23 protein-coding genes are annotated in these 18,323 nt (G+C 63.7%); 8 read left to right on the forward strand and 15 right to left on the reverse strand.

Translation table 11 applies throughout. The annotated features are described in order from the left end of the window. The first annotated feature begins 125 nt into the window (after positions 1–125). The gene (locus tag IVA91_RS28495) at positions 126–1,229 is read left to right on the forward strand and encodes an NAD(P)/FAD-dependent oxidoreductase (RefSeq protein WP_247280164.1); all 1,104 of its coding nucleotides are present in this window, start codon (positions 126–128) and stop codon (positions 1,227–1,229) included. Between the two features lie 168 nt (positions 1,230–1,397). Here the strand turns inward: IVA91_RS28495 and IVA91_RS28500 are convergent, their stop codons facing one another. After that, complete coding sequence (locus tag IVA91_RS28500; protein ID WP_025034152.1) at positions 1,398–1,577, reverse strand: DUF465 domain-containing protein; 180 nt, start codon at positions 1,575–1,577, stop codon at positions 1,398–1,400. A gap of 330 nt (positions 1,578–1,907) precedes the next feature. On the opposite strand from IVA91_RS28500, the gene IVA91_RS28505 reads away from it, so the two are divergent. The 3 genes from IVA91_RS28505 to IVA91_RS28515 all read left to right on the forward strand — a co-directional run bounded on the left by IVA91_RS28505 (position 1,908) and on the right by IVA91_RS28515 (position 2,720). Beyond that, a complete protein-coding gene (locus IVA91_RS28505; protein ID WP_008546179.1) occupies positions 1,908–2,114 on the forward strand; it encodes a DUF465 domain-containing protein in 207 nt (68 codons plus the stop codon). A 114-nt stretch (positions 2,115–2,228) separates the two neighbouring features. Next, on the forward strand, positions 2,229–2,447 hold the full coding sequence (locus IVA91_RS28510; RefSeq protein ID WP_247280165.1) for a hypothetical protein: 219 nt from the start codon (positions 2,229–2,231) through the stop codon (positions 2,445–2,447). A gap of 21 nt (positions 2,448–2,468) precedes the next feature. Further along, on the forward strand, positions 2,469–2,720 hold the full coding sequence (locus IVA91_RS28515) for a hypothetical protein (protein ID WP_247280166.1): 252 nt from the start codon (positions 2,469–2,471) through the stop codon (positions 2,718–2,720). 2 nt (positions 2,721–2,722) lie between these two features. On the opposite strand, the gene IVA91_RS28520 is transcribed toward IVA91_RS28515, so the two are convergent. Next, complete coding sequence (locus IVA91_RS28520) at positions 2,723–3,433, reverse strand: GGDEF domain-containing protein (RefSeq protein ID WP_247280167.1); 711 nt, start codon at positions 3,431–3,433, stop codon at positions 2,723–2,725. Between the two features lie 141 nt (positions 3,434–3,574). Here IVA91_RS28520 and purE point away from each other — a divergent pair, with 141 nt between their 5' ends. After that, the gene (gene purE / locus IVA91_RS28525) at positions 3,575–4,063 is read left to right on the forward strand and encodes a 5-(carboxyamino)imidazole ribonucleotide mutase (RefSeq protein WP_247280168.1); all 489 of its coding nucleotides are present in this window, start codon (positions 3,575–3,577) and stop codon (positions 4,061–4,063) included. Then, positions 4,060–5,166, forward strand: a complete 1,107-nt coding sequence (locus IVA91_RS28530; protein ID WP_247280169.1) for a 5-(carboxyamino)imidazole ribonucleotide synthase — start codon at positions 4,060–4,062, stop codon at positions 5,164–5,166. The genes purE and IVA91_RS28530 overlap by 4 nt, the downstream gene beginning before the upstream one ends. A gap of 34 nt (positions 5,167–5,200) precedes the next feature. On the opposite strand, the gene aqpZ is transcribed toward IVA91_RS28530, so the two are convergent. Next, positions 5,201–5,923, reverse strand: coding sequence for an aquaporin Z (gene aqpZ / locus IVA91_RS28535; protein ID WP_247280170.1), 723 nt, complete (start codon positions 5,921–5,923; stop codon positions 5,201–5,203). A gap of 262 nt (positions 5,924–6,185) precedes the next feature. Between aqpZ and rpsU the strand changes: the two genes are divergently transcribed. Together rpsU and IVA91_RS28545 are read left to right on the forward strand one after the other, a co-directional pair. Beyond that, positions 6,186–6,479 carry a 30S ribosomal protein S21 gene (rpsU, locus tag IVA91_RS28540; RefSeq protein WP_247280171.1) on the forward strand — a complete coding sequence of 98 codons (294 nt, stop codon included), beginning with the start codon at positions 6,186–6,188 and terminating at the stop codon, positions 6,477–6,479. A 255-nt stretch (positions 6,480–6,734) separates the two neighbouring features. Further along, entirely contained in the window at positions 6,735–7,385 is a 651-nt protein-coding gene (locus IVA91_RS28545) for a tetratricopeptide repeat protein (RefSeq protein ID WP_247280172.1), read from the forward strand. A 21-nt stretch (positions 7,386–7,406) separates the two neighbouring features. On the opposite strand, the gene IVA91_RS28550 is transcribed toward IVA91_RS28545, so the two are convergent. The 12 genes from IVA91_RS28550 to IVA91_RS28605 all read right to left on the reverse strand — a co-directional run bounded on the left by IVA91_RS28550 (position 7,407) and on the right by IVA91_RS28605 (position 18,290). Then, the gene (locus IVA91_RS28550; RefSeq protein WP_247280173.1) at positions 7,407–8,369 is read right to left on the reverse strand and encodes a hypothetical protein; all 963 of its coding nucleotides are present in this window, start codon (positions 8,367–8,369) and stop codon (positions 7,407–7,409) included. A gap of 93 nt (positions 8,370–8,462) precedes the next feature. Then, entirely contained in the window at positions 8,463–8,747 is a 285-nt protein-coding gene (locus IVA91_RS28555; protein WP_247280174.1) for a cupin domain-containing protein, read from the reverse strand. Between the two features lie 22 nt (positions 8,748–8,769). Continuing rightward, positions 8,770–9,867, reverse strand: a complete 1,098-nt coding sequence (locus IVA91_RS28560) for an ionic transporter y4hA (protein ID WP_247280175.1) — start codon at positions 9,865–9,867, stop codon at positions 8,770–8,772. Positions 9,868–9,916: 49 nt separating this feature from the next. After that, positions 9,917–11,395, reverse strand: a complete 1,479-nt coding sequence (locus IVA91_RS28565) for a sodium:proton antiporter (protein WP_247459705.1) — start codon at positions 11,393–11,395, stop codon at positions 9,917–9,919. Further along, the gene (locus IVA91_RS28570) at positions 11,349–12,146 is read right to left on the reverse strand and encodes an alpha/beta hydrolase (RefSeq protein ID WP_247459707.1); all 798 of its coding nucleotides are present in this window, start codon (positions 12,144–12,146) and stop codon (positions 11,349–11,351) included. Before IVA91_RS28570 ends, IVA91_RS28565 begins: the two co-directional genes overlap by 47 nt. A 210-nt stretch (positions 12,147–12,356) precedes the next feature. After that, the gene (locus IVA91_RS28575) at positions 12,357–13,754 is read right to left on the reverse strand and encodes an NAD(P)(+) transhydrogenase (Re/Si-specific) subunit beta (RefSeq protein ID WP_247280178.1); all 1,398 of its coding nucleotides are present in this window, start codon (positions 13,752–13,754) and stop codon (positions 12,357–12,359) included. A gap of 39 nt (positions 13,755–13,793) precedes the next feature. After that, the gene (locus tag IVA91_RS28580) at positions 13,794–14,111 is read right to left on the reverse strand and encodes a proton-translocating transhydrogenase family protein (RefSeq protein WP_235543528.1); all 318 of its coding nucleotides are present in this window, start codon (positions 14,109–14,111) and stop codon (positions 13,794–13,796) included. An 11-nt stretch (positions 14,112–14,122) separates the two neighbouring features. Continuing rightward, positions 14,123–15,250 carry a Re/Si-specific NAD(P)(+) transhydrogenase subunit alpha gene (locus IVA91_RS28585; RefSeq protein ID WP_247280179.1) on the reverse strand — a complete coding sequence of 376 codons (1,128 nt, stop codon included), beginning with the start codon at positions 15,248–15,250 and terminating at the stop codon, positions 14,123–14,125. Positions 15,251–15,388: 138 nt separating this feature from the next. Next, complete coding sequence (locus IVA91_RS28590; RefSeq protein ID WP_008136857.1) at positions 15,389–15,541, reverse strand: aa3-type cytochrome c oxidase subunit IV; 153 nt, start codon at positions 15,539–15,541, stop codon at positions 15,389–15,391. Positions 15,542–15,637: 96 nt separating this feature from the next. After that, entirely contained in the window at positions 15,638–16,033 is a 396-nt protein-coding gene (locus tag IVA91_RS28595) for a type II toxin-antitoxin system death-on-curing family toxin (protein ID WP_247451484.1), read from the reverse strand. Between the two features lie 10 nt (positions 16,034–16,043). After that, on the reverse strand, positions 16,044–16,268 hold the full coding sequence (locus IVA91_RS28600) for an AbrB family transcriptional regulator (protein WP_124162834.1): 225 nt from the start codon (positions 16,266–16,268) through the stop codon (positions 16,044–16,046). Positions 16,269–16,355: 87 nt separating this feature from the next. Next, a complete protein-coding gene (locus IVA91_RS28605) occupies positions 16,356–18,290 on the reverse strand; it encodes a M3 family oligoendopeptidase (RefSeq protein WP_247280181.1) in 1,935 nt (644 codons plus the stop codon). Positions 18,291–18,323 lie beyond the last annotated feature (33 nt).

The following is an 18,323-nucleotide window of genomic DNA, read 5'->3' on the forward strand; positions in this document are numbered from 1 at the left end:
AAAATGTGACGCGAAACACGGCAATTGCCCTGACATGATAAATGCTTCCTTAACGGAAAACGGCCGCGCGCCGTCGCCTCAAGGCCCACTGCCACCGGCTCTCCCAACTGACGTCCTGCACGACCATGGATAGGGTCGATTGCGTCGTCATCGGAGCCGGCGTGATCGGGCTCGCGGTGGCTCGAAGGCTCGCTCAGGCCGGGCGCGAGGTCGTCGTGCTCGAGGAAGCCGAGGCCATCGGCACCGTCACCTCCTCGCGCAACAGCGAGGTGATCCATGCCGGCATCTACTACCGCGCCGGGAGCTGGATGGCGCGCATGTGCGTCGGCGGCAAGCAGGCGCTGTACCGCTACTGCGCTGAGCGCGGCATCCCGCACAAGAATTGTGGCAAGCTGATCGTCGCGACCAGCGCGAAAGAGACCGAGAAGCTGCAATCGATCAAGGCGCATGCCGAAGCCAACGGCGTGCTCGACATGCAACTGCTTTCGGGCGAGGCCGCACGCGCGCTGGAGCCGGCGCTCGCCTGCGACGCCGCACTGCTGTCGCCGTCGACCGGCATCATCGACAGCCACGCCTACATGCTCTCGCTACGCGGCGAAGCCGAGGAGGCCGGCGCGGCCTTCGCGTTCCACACGCCGCTGGTCCGTGCCAAGGCCGCCGCCGACGGCATCGAGATCGAGGCCGGCGGTGAGGCGCCGATGACGCTGCAATGCAGCCTTCTCGTCAACGCCGCGGGACTCTCGGCGACGAATGTGGCGCGTAACATCGACGGCATGCCGCTGGACCGGATTCCGCCGGCCTATCTCGCCAAGGGAAATTATTTCAGCTGCAGTGCCAGGGCGCCGTTCTCGCGCCTGATCTACCCGGTGCCCGAGCCCGGCGGGTTGGGGGTGCACCTGACGCTGGACATGGCAGGTCAGGCCCGCTTCGGCCCCGACGTCGAGTGGATCGAGACCATCAATTACGAGGTCGATCCGGCACGCGCCGAGCGCTTCTATCCCGCGATCCGCAAATACTGGCCGACGCTGCCCGACGGGGCGTTGATGCCGAGCTATTCTGGCATTCGCCCGAAGATCGTGCCGCCAGCGGTGGCGACGCAGGATTTTCTGATGCAGGGCCCGCGCGATCACGGCGTGGCAGGCTTGATCAACCTGTTCGGCATCGAATCGCCGGGACTGACGTCGTCGCTCGCAATCGCGGATCACGTCGCTGAGCTCGCGGACATCTAGAGCGTTTCGAGCAAAGCGGATACCGGTTTGCGTCAAGAAAATGCGTCGAAGCAAAAGGCTGACGCCGCACAAATTTGCACGACGCGCGCTCCTTGCAGCAGGGATGAGCGCAAAGGCGCTCATCCCTGCCTAAGGAGTACGATCAACTCTACGCTGTTGCGGGGATCACTAGTGGAGCGTGTCGCCTTGCTTCAGACGCTCGATCTGGTCCTTGACCATCAACTTCCGGCGCTTCAACTCAACAATTTGCAGGTCGTCTGTTGAAAGGTGCACGAGAGCTTCGTGCAATTCGTTTTCGAGAAGTTTGTGCTTCCGTTCCAATTCAACAAGATGTGCCTGAATTGTCATTCGAAACCTCCTCGGTAGGGTTGAACCTCAGGATTCGATCCGGACGAGGGAAGTCTACATCACCGATTCGTTCTGTCGATGGGTATCCGTGGTTGCGCCGTCATTTTTGAAAATTCATATGTAACGAAGCGTGAGTAAGGGAACCACGCAGAAAAAATCCATGATATCAATGCGCTTGCGCAGCGCCGCGGCGACCCGCAGAAATATGTTGCGGAAGATCGGCGGCCGGCGGCCGCAGATCGCTTGCGGTCACGCCGCGCAAGGACGATAATTTCCACAGGGCATCCACAGCCCAGATCTCACGGCTATCGGTTTTCGGCCACCGCAGACATGACCAATGAAGACGAGCGTGAGCTCGAAGCCGAGCTCACCCGGTTGCAGCAGGAACACCGAGACCTCGATGCGGCGATCGATGCACTGCATCAGTCGCCCGCCCCCGACCTGTTGCGGTTACAACGGTTGAAGAAGCGCAAGCTGTTGTTGCGCGACCGCATCGCCTTCATCGAAGACCAGATCACGCCCGACATCATCGCCTGATCCGCAAGGCGGCCTTGCCGCGGCTTGCGGGTGCGTGAATCTGCTTGACTCAACGAGAACAAAATAGGAACATTCTGCCTTCCAACGCCCCAGGAAACGCCAAGGACAACGCAGATGTCGGCAACCGCCCTTCTCGACAACAGCCATTATGAACAGGCCTGCGATCAGGCGATCGCGATGTGCGACGGCAATCTGCGCAGCACCATCAAGGCGCTGATCATGGCCAATGAATATCTGGAAGCCGAGCTGGAGGAATTGCAGGCGGCGATTTCCGCCGGCTGCGTTCCGGAGATCTCGCCCGGCAAGATGCGAAGCAAAAGCAGCGCCGCCTGAGTTCAACATCGGAGCAACGCCATGTCGGATGTAACCTACTACGTTGCAATGCCCTTCCTGATCGATGCTGACGGATCGCCCGTCGCGGGCGCCGCAGAGGAGTGCCAGAGCTCGACGGCCGCGTTGCGGCGCGCCGAAATCCTATCGCGCGGCGCTGGTCACATCGGCGCGATCGCGTTCAGCCGCAGCGGCGATCCCATGACCGGCGAATTCGGCGACGCCACATTGCTGCGCAAGTTCGGCAATGTGCCACAAGATCTCACCGCGCTGTAGGATTAGCTCCCGGCCAACCTGGTCCGCGGCTCGTGCCGCCGGCACGCCTTGCGCACATACATGGCGGCATCGGCTTCCTCGAGGGCGCGGCCAGCGTCGGACTGCGCCCCCAGCAACGCGACGCCGGCGGAGGCGCCCGCAGCCACGTGCTGGCCCCGAAAGGTGAAGGACAATTCGTCGATCGCCTGCTCGAACGAGGCGGCCTTCGCTTTGGCGTCGGTCTCGCTGAGATTCCACAGCAGCAGCGCGAACTCGTCGCCGCCAAGACGGCCGACCACGTCCGAGGCGCGGACCTGCCGCGTCAGGGTCGCGGCAATCGCCTTGAGCACTTCGTCGCCGGCGGCGTGTCCGAAGGAATCGTTGATCGGCTTCAGCCGATCGACGTCGAGCACGATCAGCGCGCCGCTGGCGCGGTAGCGCTTCATGTAGGCGATGGCGCGGTTGAGCTCGCGCTCGAAGCCGCGCCGGTTCGGAATCTCGAGCAGGAAATCGGTGTCAGCGGCCGCTTCGAGCTCCGCGACCCGCCGCTCCGCCGCCTTCAGCTTGCTCCGCAAGCCGCGGATGGTCGCCTTGATGCTTTCCGTGGCGCCATTGGCCTGCGTTCGGCGCCGCGACGGTCTGGCCGGAGGCTTGGCAGCGGCTTTGGAACGGCTGGCGCTGGTCTTCCGGCCCTTTTCGGCCTTCGCAGCACTCGCCCTTTTTGGTTTCTTCATGGGCATCCTGCTCAATGAAGGCTTGCGGGGATTCACCAAGACAGGATAGTGCATTCCCTTCTCCTTGCCACCGCCTTGCGAGCCGCCGGCCGGAACCTTTAATCTGGCCTATCTTTCTGTTTTCCGGGCACAATTGACGTCATGACCGCGCCGATCGCCATCATCATGGGAAGCCAGTCGGACTGGGACACGATGCGGCATGCCGCCGACACGCTTGCCGCGCTCGGCGTCGCCGCCGACACCCGCATCGTTTCGGCCCATCGCACGCCCGATCGCCTGTTTGCCTTCGCCAAAGGCGCCAAGGCGGCGGGATACAAGGTCATCATCGCCGGCGCTGGCGGCGCCGCGCATCTGCCCGGCATGGCGGCGGCGCTGACGGAGCTGCCGGTGTTCGGCGTGCCCGTCGAATCGAAGACGCTCAAAGGCCTCGATTCGCTGTATTCGATCGTTCAGATGCCCGCGGGTATCCCGGTGGGCACCCTCGCCATCGGCAAGGCCGGCGCGATCAACGCCGCGCTGCTGGCAGCTTCCGTGCTGGCGCTGTCCGATCCCGCCCTGTCCGGTCGCCTTGCCGCCTGGCGCAAGGCGCAGACCGAGGCAGTTGCCGAGCGCCCGGAGGACAAGGCGTGACTGACGCAAAGCAGGTGACGCTGAAGCCGGGCGACACCATCGGAATCCTCGGCGGCGGACAATTGGGCCGGATGCTGGCGATGGCTGCGGCGCGGCTCGGGCTGCGCTGCCAGGTCTTCTCGCCCGATCCGGACTCGCCGGCCTTCGACGTTGTCCTCAATGCAACCTGCGCCGAATATGCCGATGTCGAGGCGCTCGAGCTGTTCGCCAACGACGTCGACGTCATCACCTACGAATTCGAGAACGTGCCGGCGGCCGCCGCGATGGTGCTGGACGCGCGCCGCCCGGTGCTGCCCAACCGCAAGATCCTCGAGACCACCCAGGATCGATTGGCCGAGAAGGATTTTGTCACCCGGCTCGGCATCGGCACCGCCGCTTACGCCGACGTCACCTCGGTGGCTTCGTTGCGCGAGGCGATCGTCGGGATCGGCCTTCCAGCCGTGCTTAAAACCCGCCGCTTCGGTTATGACGGCAAGGGCCAAGCCATCATCCGCGAGGGCGACGATATCGCCAAGGTGTGGACCAGTCTCGCCACCAAATCGGCGATCCTGGAGGCATTCGTGCCCTACGAGCGCGAGATTTCCGTGATCGCCGCCCGCGCGGCGACGGGTCAGGTCGAGTGCTTCGACGTCACCGAGAATGAGCACCGCGACCACATTCTCAAGATATCGCGCGCGCCCGCACCGATCGCGGACTCGCTCGCCGAAGAAGCGCGCAGCATCGCCAGCAAGATCGCCAGCGCGCTCGACTATGTCGGCGTGCTCGCCGTCGAGATGTTCGTGCTCACCAATGGCACCGGACCGAAGGTGCTGGTCAACGAGATCGCTCCGCGCGTGCACAATTCCGGACACTGGACGCTGGACGGCGCGTCCGTGTCGCAATTCGAGCAGCACATCCGCGCCATCGCCGGCTGGCCCCTCGGCAAGCCCGTGCGCCACGGCGAATGCGTCACCATGACCAATCTGATTGGCGACGAGATCAATGACTACGACAAGTGGCTGACGGTTCCTGGCGCCACGGTGCACATCTACGGCAAGGGCGCGCCGCGCCCCGGCCGCAAGATGGGACACGTCACCGAAGTCAGGCCGACAAAAGCCAAATGAGGGGACCGCAGCAATCGCTGCGATCCCCTTGCGATCACGCCGTCTTTGCGCCCGCGACGACACCTGTAGGCTCCTCGCTGAGCCAGCGGTAGATCACCCCGCCTAGCGCGCCGCCGATCAATGGCGCGACCCAGAACAGCCAGAGCTGCGACAGCGCCCAGCCGCCGACGAACAGCGCGGGGCCGGTGCTGCGCGCCGGGTTCACCGAGGTGTTGGTGACGGGGATACTGACGAGATGGATCATCACCAGCGCGAGCCCGATCGCGAGCGGCGCGAAGCCCGCGGGCGCACGGCCATGGGTGGCGCCCATGATGATGAACAGGAACATCATGGTCATCACCACTTCGGTGAGGAAGCACACGATCATGCTGTACTGGCCGGGCGAATGCGCGTCATAGCCGTTCGACGCGAAGCCCTTGGTGACGTCAAATCCGGGCGCCCCGCTCGCGATGACATAGAGCAGCGACGCGGCAACGATGGCGCCCGCCACCTGTGCGATCACATAGGGCAGGATCTGGCCGGCCGGAAAACGGCCACCGGCAGCGAGGCCGACCGTGACGGCCGGATTGAGGTGGCAACCCGAGATGTGGCCGATCGCATAGGCCATGGTGACGACGCTCAGCCCGAACGCCAGCGACACACCGACCAGTCCGATGCCGACCTGGGGAAAGCCGGCGGCAATGACGGCGCTGCCGCAGCCTGCGAATGTGAGCCAGAAAGTGCCGATGGCTTCGGCGGCGTATTTTTTCATGTCCATGTGTCGTCCCCTGATTTCAAGTTTCCGGAACAAAGCTCCGGAAACGACCCCGCCATGGACGTCAAATCGCCCAAATCGGGGCCGCACAGAGGTATTTTCGCCGCATTTAGTGGCCGAAATTGGCCCGAAACCCCGCTTGGCCGGTGGACATCTGCAGTTTTGTCTGATACATCCGCGCGCTCAAGGTTAAGGGCTTGCGCGTTTTGCCATCCCCTTAATTCTTACCAGAATTCAAATCCGATCCACCTGAAGAGGATGCCGCGTGCAGGTTCTCGTCCGCGATAACAATGTCGATCAAGCCCTCAAGGCGCTGAAGAAGAAGATGCAGCGCGAGGGAATTTTCCGCGAGATGAAGCTCCGCGGTCATTACGAGAAGCCGTCCGAGAAGAAGGCCCGCGAAAAGGCCGAAGCCGTGCGCCGCGCACGCAAGCTGGCCCGCAAGAAGCTGCAGCGCGAAGGCCTGCTGCCGATGAAGCCGAAGCCGGTGTTCGGCGCAGGTCCGGGCGGTGATCGTGGCGGTCGCGGCCCGGGTGCAGGTCCGCGCGGACCGCGCTGATCTAGCGGATCTTGCAAGACTTTAGTCTTCGATAACGCGGGCCCCTGGCCCGCGTTATTGTTTTGAGCGGTGCCTATTCTGGGACAGGGGCGCCACCGATGCGGCACTAAAGCACGATGAGATTGGGATTGAACGTCATCGCGCTTTGGTTTGTTGTTTGAGCATGATCTCCGCGCAAACGCATTTCCGCGTTTGTCGCGAGGGAGAACCGCTTTACATTTTTTCGGACCATGCTCTAGCGCGAGCGAACCGTAGATGGCCTCCCCTTTCCCCGAGCGCAGCTTGGCGCGGCTACGCCAGATCTGGCAGCAACCGTTCGTGTTGGCTTTGATCGGGATTGCGCTGTGCAGCTGCTCCTTCGATCTGGGATCGCTGATGCCGGAGAAGGAGAAGCCTCAGGAGGCGCCGAAGGCGATCGCGACCGCCGAAAGCGCGGTCAGCGCCGGCAACGTCAGCGAAGCTCAGGCGCACACGGCAAAGGCCCAATCCTTGGCGAAGTCAGGCGAGGCCGCAGCTGCGCTCGACGAATTCAATCGCGCGGTCGGGCTCGATCCCTACAACGCGCAGGCGCTCTATGGCCGTGCCTTGATCTATCAGGGCAATAACCAGCACGATTTCGCAATCGCCGATTTCAGCGCTGCGAGCGGGCTCAACCCGCAGAAGGTCGAGCCACTGCTCGGCCGCGCCACCAGCTATCTCGCGCTCGGCAAGATCAAGGAAGCCGCAGCCGATCTGGACGAGGCCTCCGAGTCCGATCCGCACAACGCCCAGGTCTGGACCACCCGCGGACAGGCCTATGAGCGGCTGGGCGACAGGGCCAAGGCAGCGGCGTCCTACACCAAGGCGGTCTCGCTTCGCCCACGCGACGATGCCGCCCGCAGCGGCCTCGCCCGGGTCGGCGGCTGACAGCGCGGCTCAGATGCCGTCCTAATCGGGAGTGGCGGGTTTTGGCAAAACGGCGTGGAACATCGACTTCACGCCGGACAGCATCTCATCGGCGACATTGGTCTTCGGCCGCCGCATGGTCGTGGTCGCGGCGGCGTCGGCGCGCAGATCGAGCGGCGGTGCGATCACCGGCACGGGAATGTCAGCCGGCGGCGTGATCCGATTCGGGTCGTCATTTCCGACCGAGGCCGTGTAAGGCGGGTTGAGCGGCGACGAGCCGCTATTGCCATAGGCCTCGGGTGACGGCGTCGACACGGTGATCGGCGGCGGCAGCGGACGCACCGTGGACGGCTCCGCGGTGATCACACGCGGCGCCTCCGGGGTACGGGTTGCTTCCCGTATCGCAGGCTCTGCCGGCCTTTCAGCCGGCTTGGTCTCGGAAGACTTGGTCTCGGAAGACTTGGTCTCGATTGATTTGGCCTCAGCGGCTTTGCCCTCAGGCGACTTGCGCAGACGCTCGATCGCGGCACGCACGAGATCGTTGGCGTCGGGGGCCGCGGCCGGGGAAGCCGCAGCCGGCGCCGAATTGGCCTCCACCATCGGGGCGGTGGCGGGAACCGCAGCAGCCGGAGCGGACTTGGCGGCCGCCTTTTCGCGCGCGGCGGTGCGGCCGCGCGGGCTGGTCTCGGCGGGAGCAACGTCTGCGGCCTTGGTCTCGGCAGAAGGCTGATGATCGGCAGGTTTCTCGGCCGCCGGCTTGTCCGCAGCGTTCTTCTCGGAGACGCTCTTCTCGGAGACACCCTTGGCCTTGACGCCGGGCGCGGGAAGGCTGGCGGTATCCGCCGGCTTGCCCTCACTGCCAGCCTGGGCAGGCACCGCCACGGCCGCAGGAGTATCGGGTGCGGGCTTGGCATTGATGTAGTGATTAACGATGTAAGCCCCGATGATCGTCGCGAGCACCGAGGGGAAAATATCCATCGAGATTTTAGCGAGGTATTTCAGCATTTCTCGGCCACTCCCCGCGCGATCTGATGCGGGAACTTTGGGGCATTGTGAGGGATCAACTGCGACGGATCGATGGCAAACAGCAACGCCAACCTACGGTTTTAGCTCGACTTCAAGGAACACGATCTCGGTTGAGGTTTCGTTAAGTACGTCATGCTGGACGCCAGCCTTGCGGAAATAGGATTTCCCGGCCGCAAGCTGCGCCTTGGATCTCTCGCCGCCGGGCGCCACGATGGTCATCTCCCCCGCCACCACGGGTACAATCACATAGTCCATGCCGTGCGTGTGATGCCCGGTGGCGCTCCCCGGCGCAAGTCGCCACTCGGTCACGCGGACCTGCGCGTTGTCGACCTGAACCTCGGACTGGGCGGCAAGCATCGGGAACTCTCCTTGTCGCGCTTCAGGGCACGAAGACCATGAACACGTAGACGGCAAATACCACCATGTGGACCAGACCGAACAGGACATTGGTCCTCCCGGTGCCGAACGTCAGCATGCTCAAGAAGAAGGTGAGGAGCAAGAGCACGCTGCCCTGGGCGTTGAGGCCGAGTTCGAGCTCCTTGTCGAGCGCGTAGGTGGCGACGCCGACGGCCGGGATGGTCAGCCCGATGGTCGCGAGTGACGATCCGAGCGCGAGGTTAATGCTCTTCTGGAGGTCGTTCTTGCGGGCAGCCGCGATGGCCGCGACGCCCTCGGGCAGCAGGATCAGGAGCGCGACCAGAAGGCCGGCGAAGGCCGGCGGCGCGCCGATCCTGGCGCCCACGGCATCGACCACCAGCGAGAATTTCTTGGCGAGCAGCACGACCGCCAGAAGTGAGACCAAGAGCAGCGCCACGGTGAGCGCGAGCGCCCCACTTGACAGGTGCACCTCCCCGCCCTCGCCCTGCGCCCGTTCATGAACGAAGTAATCCTTGTGCAGGACGGTCTGGGTGTAGAGAAACACCGCATAAAGCGCGAGCGTGACCACGTCGACGAAACCGAGCTGAACCGCCGAATAGACCGGCCCGGGCGTGGTGGTGGTGTAGTTCGGCATGATCAGCGTGATGGTGGCAAGCGCAAACAGGACGCTGAGATAGACGTTGGCCCCGGAGAGCTGGAAACCCTGCTCGCGATAACGCAGACCGCCGATGAAGATGCAGAGCCCGACGAGGCCATTGCAGACGATCATGACCACGGCGAACACGGTGTCGCGCGCGAGCGCCGGGGCGGGCTTGTCGCCCAGCATGATCGTGGTGATCAGCGCCACTTCGATGATGGTCACCGAGAGCGTCAGCACCAGCGTGCCATAGGGTTCGCCGACCCGCTCAGCGATCACTTCGGCATGATGAACCGCGGAAAATACGGTGCCGAACAGGATGATCAGAAGGACAATGGCGAAGACGAGCCCGCCGAGCGACAGCGTGAACACGTAGTCCGTCGCGCTAACAGCCGCGAACAACAGCACGGCCAGCGCCGGGAAGGTCCAGGCCGACCGGGGCATCGGGTTATGTGCGCTCATCCACCGCTTCCATTTGCTGGCATGAGCAGTAGCAAATCAGGCGTGAGATTCAATGCCAGTGCAGGATCGGCGCGACCGGCAGCAGCGTCAGCAGCAGGAACAGCGGAATCAGCACGGCGCCGGCGCGCAGCATATAGCCGAAGAAGCTCGGCATCTCGATGCCGTTCTCGCTGGCAATGCTGCTCACCATGACGTTCGGCGCATTGCCGATATAGGTGAGCGCACCCATGTAGACCGCACCCATGGAGATCGAGGCGAGCGTACCCGAGAGTTCATGCATTAGCACTTGCGGGTCGCCGCCGGCGAGTTCGAAGAACAACAGATAGGTCGGCGCATTGTCGAGGAACGCCGACATCAGGCCGGTGAACCAGAAATAGGCGACTTCGCGCGGCGCACCGTCCGGCGCCGTCACCGCCGACAACAGCCAGGCGAAGGCACCGTGATGGCCGGCATTGAGCATGGCAATGACGGGAATGATCGCGACGAAAATGCCGGCGAACAGTTTCGCGACCTCGCGGATCGGCTCCCAGGTGAAGCCGTTGGCCAGTCTGTGCTCGTCCGGCGTCAGCCAAACCGACAAGGCCGCAATGGCCAGCAGCACCAAATTGCGGACGACGTCCTCCAATTGCAGCTTGGTGCCGAGAATGTCGAAGGCAATGCCGGGCTTCCACATCGCCGACGCCAGCAGGCTCGCGACGATGGCCGCGATCAGCACCAAATTGACAAGGCCGCGGATGCGCAGCGGCTCCCCGCAACCTGTGTCGCCGGGCGGCGACTCGCTGCGGAAGCGCCTGACGTCGATGGCGACGAAGATGGCGAGCAGCAGTCCGGCCACGATTGCGGTCTGCAACCAGATGGTACGCGTGGTCCAGAAGAAATCGACGCCATGCAGGAAGCCGACGAACAGCGGGGGATCGCCGAGCGGGCTCAGCGCGCCGCCGACATTGGCAACCAGGATGACGAAGAAGATGACGACATGGGTATTGTGGCGCCGCAGCCGGTTGGCGCGGATCAAGGGACGGATCAGGATCATCGCGGCCCCCGTGGTGCCGACAATGCTCGCCCCCAATGTGCCGAGCGCGAGGATGCCGAAATTGGTCGCCGGCGTGGCCTTGATGTCGCCGGTGATGAGGATGCCGCCGGCCACGACATAGAGCGAGAACAGCAGCACGATGAAGCCGAGATATTCGGCGAGCATGGCGTGAACGAGCGCCGCCAGCGTTGCCATGCTCCCGGCAAAGATGACGAGCGCGGCGAGTGCCAGCAGCGACCAGGCCGCGGCGATCTTGCCGTAGTGATGATGCCAGATTTTTGGAAACAGCAGCGGACCCAATGCGATCGATAGCAACAGGCCGGCAAAGGGTAGCGCATAGGGCCAGCGCATGGCAGCACCATCGAGCCCGGTCGCTGCCCATGCGTGTTGCGGCGATAACGCGAGGATCGCGGCGAAGGCCAGGCGCCAGGGCCACGTGACGAACTGCTTAGGATTCAATGAAGCGCCTTGCCGTTTCGATCGCACCGAAAGCATCGAGATTGTCGTGTCCGCCGCCCGCGAAGCGAACGAACTGCTTGGGTCCGCGGGCGAGCGCAAACAGACGCTCTCCGAACACGATCGAAATGACAAGGTCATTGGTGCCATGCATGATCAGCAGCGGCACCGTGACGCGCGCGATCCGCTCGTCGGAGCGAAACGGGTCGCGCATCAGGAGGCGCACCGGCACGAACCGGAACGCCGATGCGGCGATATCGACCGCCGAGGTATAGGGCGCCTCCAGGATCAGCTTGCCGATCGGATGCTCGGATGCGAGCGCGACGGCCACGCCGGTGCCGAGCGAAAAGCCCCAGGCGACGATCCGTTCCGCGGCATAGCGCCCCGACGTGAAATCGTAGGCAGCTGCGGCATCGCGCAGCAAACCCTCCTCACTCGGCGCACCGCTCGAGCCGGCATAGCCGCGATAGGACAGCGCGACGAGGCCGGTGCCGTCGGCCGTCATCGCCCTGAAGCGGCTGACGCGACCGGCGAGAAAATCGCCATTGCCCGGAAAATACAGGATCACGGGACGGCCACGCTTCGCCGGCACGTGCCAGACGATGACCTTCTCGCCGTCCGACGTGGTCAGGACATGCTCTTCCGCCTTGGGAAGGCCCGCGGCATCGGGTGCGGTGCGACCGGCGGGCGGGATCGGAAACATCATCTGGCGCTGCCGGACATACAGCACGAGGAGACCGGCGCAATAGACGGCCGCGAGCAGGATGGCGATCCACTTGACGATGGTCATGATACGCGGCCGGCCTTTCGGCTCACGGCTTGCGACGGCTCCGCAGCAATTTCATGACATGGGGCCGGAGGCTGGCCGGAACATCGCGGCAGCGGCACGCCGCCTTGCGGGCGGCCTGCCGGCTGCACGCTGCGCGCGCATCGCTTTGGGAGGCATGCGACGGGACCGGTGCCATTCCTTTGTTGATGGCCACGGTCCGTTTGCTTCCGCCTACATCGCCTTGACGATGTTCTCGGTGACCTTCTTGGCGTCGCCGAGCAGCATCATGGTGTTGTCGCGATAGAACAGCGGATTGTCGATGCCGGCATAGCCGGAGGCGAGCGAGCGCTTGATAAACATCACGGTGCCGGCCTTCCAGACCTGGAGCACGGGCATGCCGTAGATCGGTGAGGTCTTGTCCTCTTCGGCGGCCGGGTTGGTAACGTCGTTGGCGCCGATCACGAAGGCGATGTCGGCCTGCGCGAATTCGGAGTTGATGTCCTCGAGCTCGAACACCTCGTCATAGGGCACGTTGGCTTCGGCGAGCAGCACGTTCATGTGGCCGGGCATGCGGCCGGCGACCGGGTGAATGGCATATTTCACCTCGACACCTTCCTTCTTCAGGATGTCGGCCATCTCGCGCAGCGCGTGCTGGGCCTGCGCCACCGCCATGCCGTAGCCGGGCACGATGATGACCTTGGAGGCGTTCTTCATGATGAAGGCAGCATCGTCGGCCGAGCCGAGCTTGGCGGGCTTCTGCTCGCCCGTACCGCCGCCGGCCGCAGCGGTCTCGCCGCCGAAGCCGCCGAGGATGACCGAGATGAAGGACCGATTCATCGCGTGGCACATGATGTAGGACAGGATCGCGCCCGAGGAGCCGACCAGCGCGCCGGTGATGATCAGCGCGGAATTGCCGAGAGTGAAACCGATGCCGGCAGCGGCCCAGCCGGAGTAGGAGTTCAGCATCGAGATCACGACCGGCATGTCGGCGCCGCCGATCGGGATGATCATGAGCACGCCAAGCACCAGGGCGAGGATGACGATCAGCCAGAAGTCGAGCGCGCTGCCGGTCAGCACGAGGCCGACGATAAAGAACACCAGCGCCACGGCGAGCGCGATGTTGATGACGTGGCGGAACGGCAGGATGATCGGCGCGCCGCTCATGCGTGCGGAGAGCTTCAGGAAGGCGATCACCGAACCGGTGAAGGTCAGCGCGCCGATGGCGACGCCGAGCGACATCTCGACCAGGCTCTGCGGATGGATGTTGCCGGGAGTGCCGATGTCGAAGGCCTCGGGCGCGTAGAACGCGCCGGCGGCGACCAGCACCGCGGCCATGCCGACCAGCGAGTGGAAGGCGGCGACCAGTTCCGGCATCGAGGTCATCGGCACGCGGCGGGCGATCACGGCGCCGATCGCGCCACCGATGGCGATACCGAGGATCACGAGGATCCAGGCGACGCCGTCCGCAGGCGGATGGCTGGCGAGGGTGGTCGCAACCGCGATGCCCATGCCGATCATGCCGAACAAATTACCCTGGCGCGACGTCGCCGGGCTCGACAGCCCGCGCAGCGACAGGATGAACAGCACCCCCGCCACGAGATACAAGAATGCAGAGAGATTGGCGTTCATCTCAGGTCCCCATCTGTCCCTTCAGCCCGAGGTGGCCGCTTACTTCGACTTCTTCTTGTACATCGCAAGCATGCGCTGCGTGACAAGGAAGCCGCCAAAGATGTTCACGCAGGCAAAGATGAGCGCGACGAAGCCGAAGCCGCGCGCCCAGCCCGAGCCGCTCGAGATCATGCCGACGCCGACCGCGAGCAGCGCACCGACCACGATCACCGACGAGATCGCGTTGGTCACGCTCATTAGCGGGGTGTGCAGCGCCGGCGTCACCGACCACACCACGAAATAGCCGACGAAGACGGCGAGAACGAAGATCGACAGCCGGAAGATGAAGGGGTCGACGACCTGTGCAGCATGCTCCATGGCGACTCTCCTTAAACCTTCGGCTGGAAGTTCGGGTGGATGACGGCGCCGTCTTTCGTGAGCGCAGTGGCCTTGACGAGCTCATCGTCCCAGTTGACGGCGAGCTTCTTCTCATTCTTGTCGACCATGGTCTCGATGAAGGAGAACAGATTGCGTGCGTAGAGGCTGGAGGCAGAGGCCGCGACGCGGCCGGCGACGTTGGTGTAGCCGACGATCTTGATGCCATCGAGATCAACGACCTCGCCGGCCCTGGCGCCCTCGACATTGCCGCCGCGCTCGACGGCGAGATCGACTAGCACCGAGCCCGGCTTCATCGACTTGACCATCTCGGCACTGACGAGCTTCGGCGCCGGCCGGCCCGGAAGCAGCGCGGTCGTGATCACGATGTCCTGCTTCTTGATGTGCTCGGCCGTGAGCGCGGCCTGCTTGGCCTGGTATTCTTTCGACATTTCCTTGGCGTAGCCGCCGGCGGTCTGCGCGTTCTTGAACTCCTCGTCCTCGACGGCAAGGAATTTCGCACCGAGCGATTCCACTTGCTCCTTGGTGGCGGGACGCACGTCGGTGGCGGTCACGACGGCGCCGAGACGGCGCGCGGTCGCGATCGCCTGGAGACCGGCAACGCCGACGCCCATCACGAACACCTTGGCCGCGGGTATAGTGCCGGCCGCCGTCATCATCATCGGGAAGGCGCGGCCGAAGGCCTCGGCGCCCTCGATCACGGCACGATAGCCGGCAAGATTGGCTTGCGAGGACAGCACGTCCATCACCTGCGCACGGGTGATGCGCGGCATCAATTCCATCGCGAAGGCGGAGACGCCGGCATCGGCCATCGCCTTCAGCGCCGCCTCGTTGCCATAGGGATCCATGATGGCGATGACGAGCGCGCCGCGCTTGTATTGCGAGAGTTCCGACGCCTCGGGGCGCTTCACCTTGATGATGATGTCGGCGTCCTTCAGCGCATCAGTGCTGACGGCCGCGCCCACGGCGGTGAATTCGGAATCCGGCAGGCCCGACTTGAGGCCGGCGCCCGGCTCGACGGCGATCTCGGCGCCCAGCGCCTTGAATTTCTTCACCGTATCAGGCGAAGCGGCGACCCGCGGCTCGGACGGATCGATTTCCTTGGCAACGGCAATCTTCATGAGGCCTCCGGCGGCGCAGGACAGCGCGCGCGCAAACTAAAGCGTTACTCCCGCGGCGTTCGATACCGGTTCTGGGACCGGTTTGTATGCAAATTTTCTGGGCAGCTGCTGCCGCTGGCGTGTGCAGCTGCCGATCGATCAGGTGAGGAAGATCGCCATCAGGATCACGATGAGCGCGACCGAGGCCGTGCCGTACTTCACCAGCTTGATGAAGCCCTCGTAGGTCTGCTCGTGCGCAACGTAGTCGTTGCCGTCGGCGGTGGTGTACGCCACTTCGCTATGGTCAGCCATGGATGTCCCCAGTCGAAAGTCGAATTGTTGGGCTGGGATACCGCAAACTTTCGGGCAGGGCAACGGCACGCGGGCGCGGTTTTCCCGCAAATGAGGTCATTTGGAATTCCAATTGTCGCGGATCCAGCGCGCCAGGCTCTGCTCGCTGACTTCGCCCGCGGCAAGCGAGAGGATCATCGTTGTCGCTTCCGCGGGAGCGGGACTGAAGGCGACGCCGTTCTTGTGAAGGAAGACCATCATCGCCATGAAGGCGATGCGCTTGTTTCCGTCGACAAATGCATGGTTCTTCGCGAGGCCGAACGCGTATGCTGCAGCGAGTTCTTCCATTGGCGCCTGTTCATAGCGCCATTTGTTGATCGGACGCTCCAGCGCCGAACGCAGCATGCCCTCGTCGCGCAATCCGGGCGCGCCACCGAAGCGCCGGAGCTGTCGGCTATGAATTGCGACAGCCTGCTCGTAGGTGACCCAGAGTGGCTCCTGAGGATCACTCATGCGCCGGCCGCTATTTTGCCAGCGCAGCGAGCGTATCGCGATACTTATCCATCACCTCATCGGCAATTTCCATCGTCCGCTCGAAGTCGGGGTCGTAAGGCAGCAATTGAAAACCCCCACCGGGCAATTCCACGACATGCAATTGCTGCCCGCGCTTGAGATCGAGTCGCTGCATAAGCTCGCGGGGCAGCAACAACCCGTCCGAATTGCCGATCTTCTTGATCTCGATCTTCATGGCTAACCTCCAGCGGTTATACGGGTGTATAACATTGCTGGACTCTTGGTTCAACAGACGTTTTACGCCCCGCAAGAAGCCAGCCACTCAGGCCATCTTCTCCAGCTCGTCGATCATTCCGGCGATGACGCTGAGCCCGCCATCCCAGAATTTTGGGTCCTTGGCGTCGAGCCCGAATGGCCGCAGCAGCTCGGAATAGTGCTTGGTGCCGCCGGCGGCAAGCATGTCGAGATAGCGCTCGGCAAAGCCCTCGGCCGCATTCTCGTAGACCGCATAAAGCGAGTTCACGAGACAATCGCCGAACGCATAGGCGTAGACGTAGAACGGCGAGTGGATGAAGTGCGGGATGTACATCCAGTAGTTCTCGTAGCCCGCCTTGATCTCGATCGCGGGCCCCAGGCTCTCGCCCTGCACCGACAGCCAGATCTCGCCGAGCCGGGTCGCGGTGAGCTCGCCGTTCTTGCGCTCGGTATGAACTGCGCGTTCGAACGAATAGAACGCGATCTGCCGCACCACGGTGTTGATCATGTCCTCGACCTTGCCGGCGAGCAGCGCCTGGCGCTGTTTTGCGCTCTTGGTCTGCGCCAGCAGCCGCCGGAAGGTCAGCATCTCGCCGAACACGCTCGCGGTCTCCGCCAGCGTCAGCGGCGTCGGTGCCATCAGCGCGCCGTTCTTCGCGGCGAGCACCTGATGCACGCCATGGCCGAGCTCGTGCGCGAGCGTCATCACGTCGCGCGGCTTGCCCTGGTAGTTCATCAGCACGTAAGGGTGCGCCGACGGTGTGGTCGGATGCGAGAACGCGCCGGGCGCCTTGCCCGGACGCACCGGCGCGTCGATCCAGCGATCGGTGAAGAAGCGCTCCGCAATGTCGGCCATCTTGGGCGAGAAGCCGCGATAGGCCGTCAGCACCATGTTCCGCGCATCGGGCCAGCCGATGACGTCGGTCGCGGCAAAGGGCAGCGGCGCGTTACGGTCCCAATAAGCGAGCCGCTTCTTGCCGAACCACTTCGCCTTCAGCCCGTAGTAGCGATGCGATAATTTTGGATAGGCCGCGCGCACCGAGGCGACAAGCGCATCCACCACCTCGCGCTCGACGCGGTTGTTGAGGTGCCGGGAATCCGCAACATCCTGAAAGCCGCGCCAGCGGTCGGAAATGTCCTTGTCCTTCGCGAGCGTGTTGGTGATCAGCGCAAAGGTGCGCTCATTTGCCTTGAAGGTCTTCGCCAGGGCTTCGGCGGCGGCCTTGCGCTTTGCGCCGTCTCGGTCCTGCAACAGATTGAGCGTCGGCTCGATCGCGAGCTCTTTTGCGCCCACCTTGAAGCGCAGGCCCGAGATGGTCTGGTCGAACAGCCTGTTGAAGGCGGAATAGCTGGTCTGCGCCTTCTCCAGGAAGAGCTGCTCGAGCTTGTCGTCGAGCTGATACGGCTTTTCCTTGCGCAAATCCTCAATCCAGGGGCGATAGTGTGCCAGCTCCGGTGTCTGCATCGCGCGGTTCAAAATATCGTCATCGATCCGATTGAGCTCGAGCGCGAAGAACAGAAGATGTGTCGACGCCGCCGTCAGGCGCTCGGACACGTCGCCGTAAAATTTTGAAATCGCAGGGTCCACGCTGTCGCCGGCGTGGACCAGGCCGGCATAGGAGCCGAGACGGCCGGCGAGGTCGTCGATCGCCTCATAGCGTCGCACGGCTTCAGCGAGCCATTTTCCGCCATCTTCGTTTGCTGTCCCTGTCGCGAGCTTGCCCTTGTAGTCCGTCTCGAACGCGACGCAATCGGCATCCATCTTGTCGAGGTCGCGCGCCACTTCCGGCGCCTCGATCCCCGAAAAGAGATCGGCCAGGTTCCACTCCGGAAGCTTGCCGGTCTTGCTTGCAGGCTTTGCAGGCGGAGACTTTGCGGAAGGCCTGGAGGACTTTGCTTTGGCGGCGGATTTCCTGGTGCTCGGCTTGCGGGGAGCGGACTTGCTGGAAACGGGCTTCTTGAGAGCAGACTTTTTGAGAGCGAGCTTGGAGCGCGAATTCATTGTGCGGGAAACCTGTGTTCAACCGTCGCGACG

Origin of the sequence: Bradyrhizobium sp. 153 (assembly GCF_023073835.1) — a bacterium.
Taxonomy (GTDB): domain Bacteria; phylum Pseudomonadota; class Alphaproteobacteria; order Rhizobiales; family Xanthobacteraceae; genus Bradyrhizobium.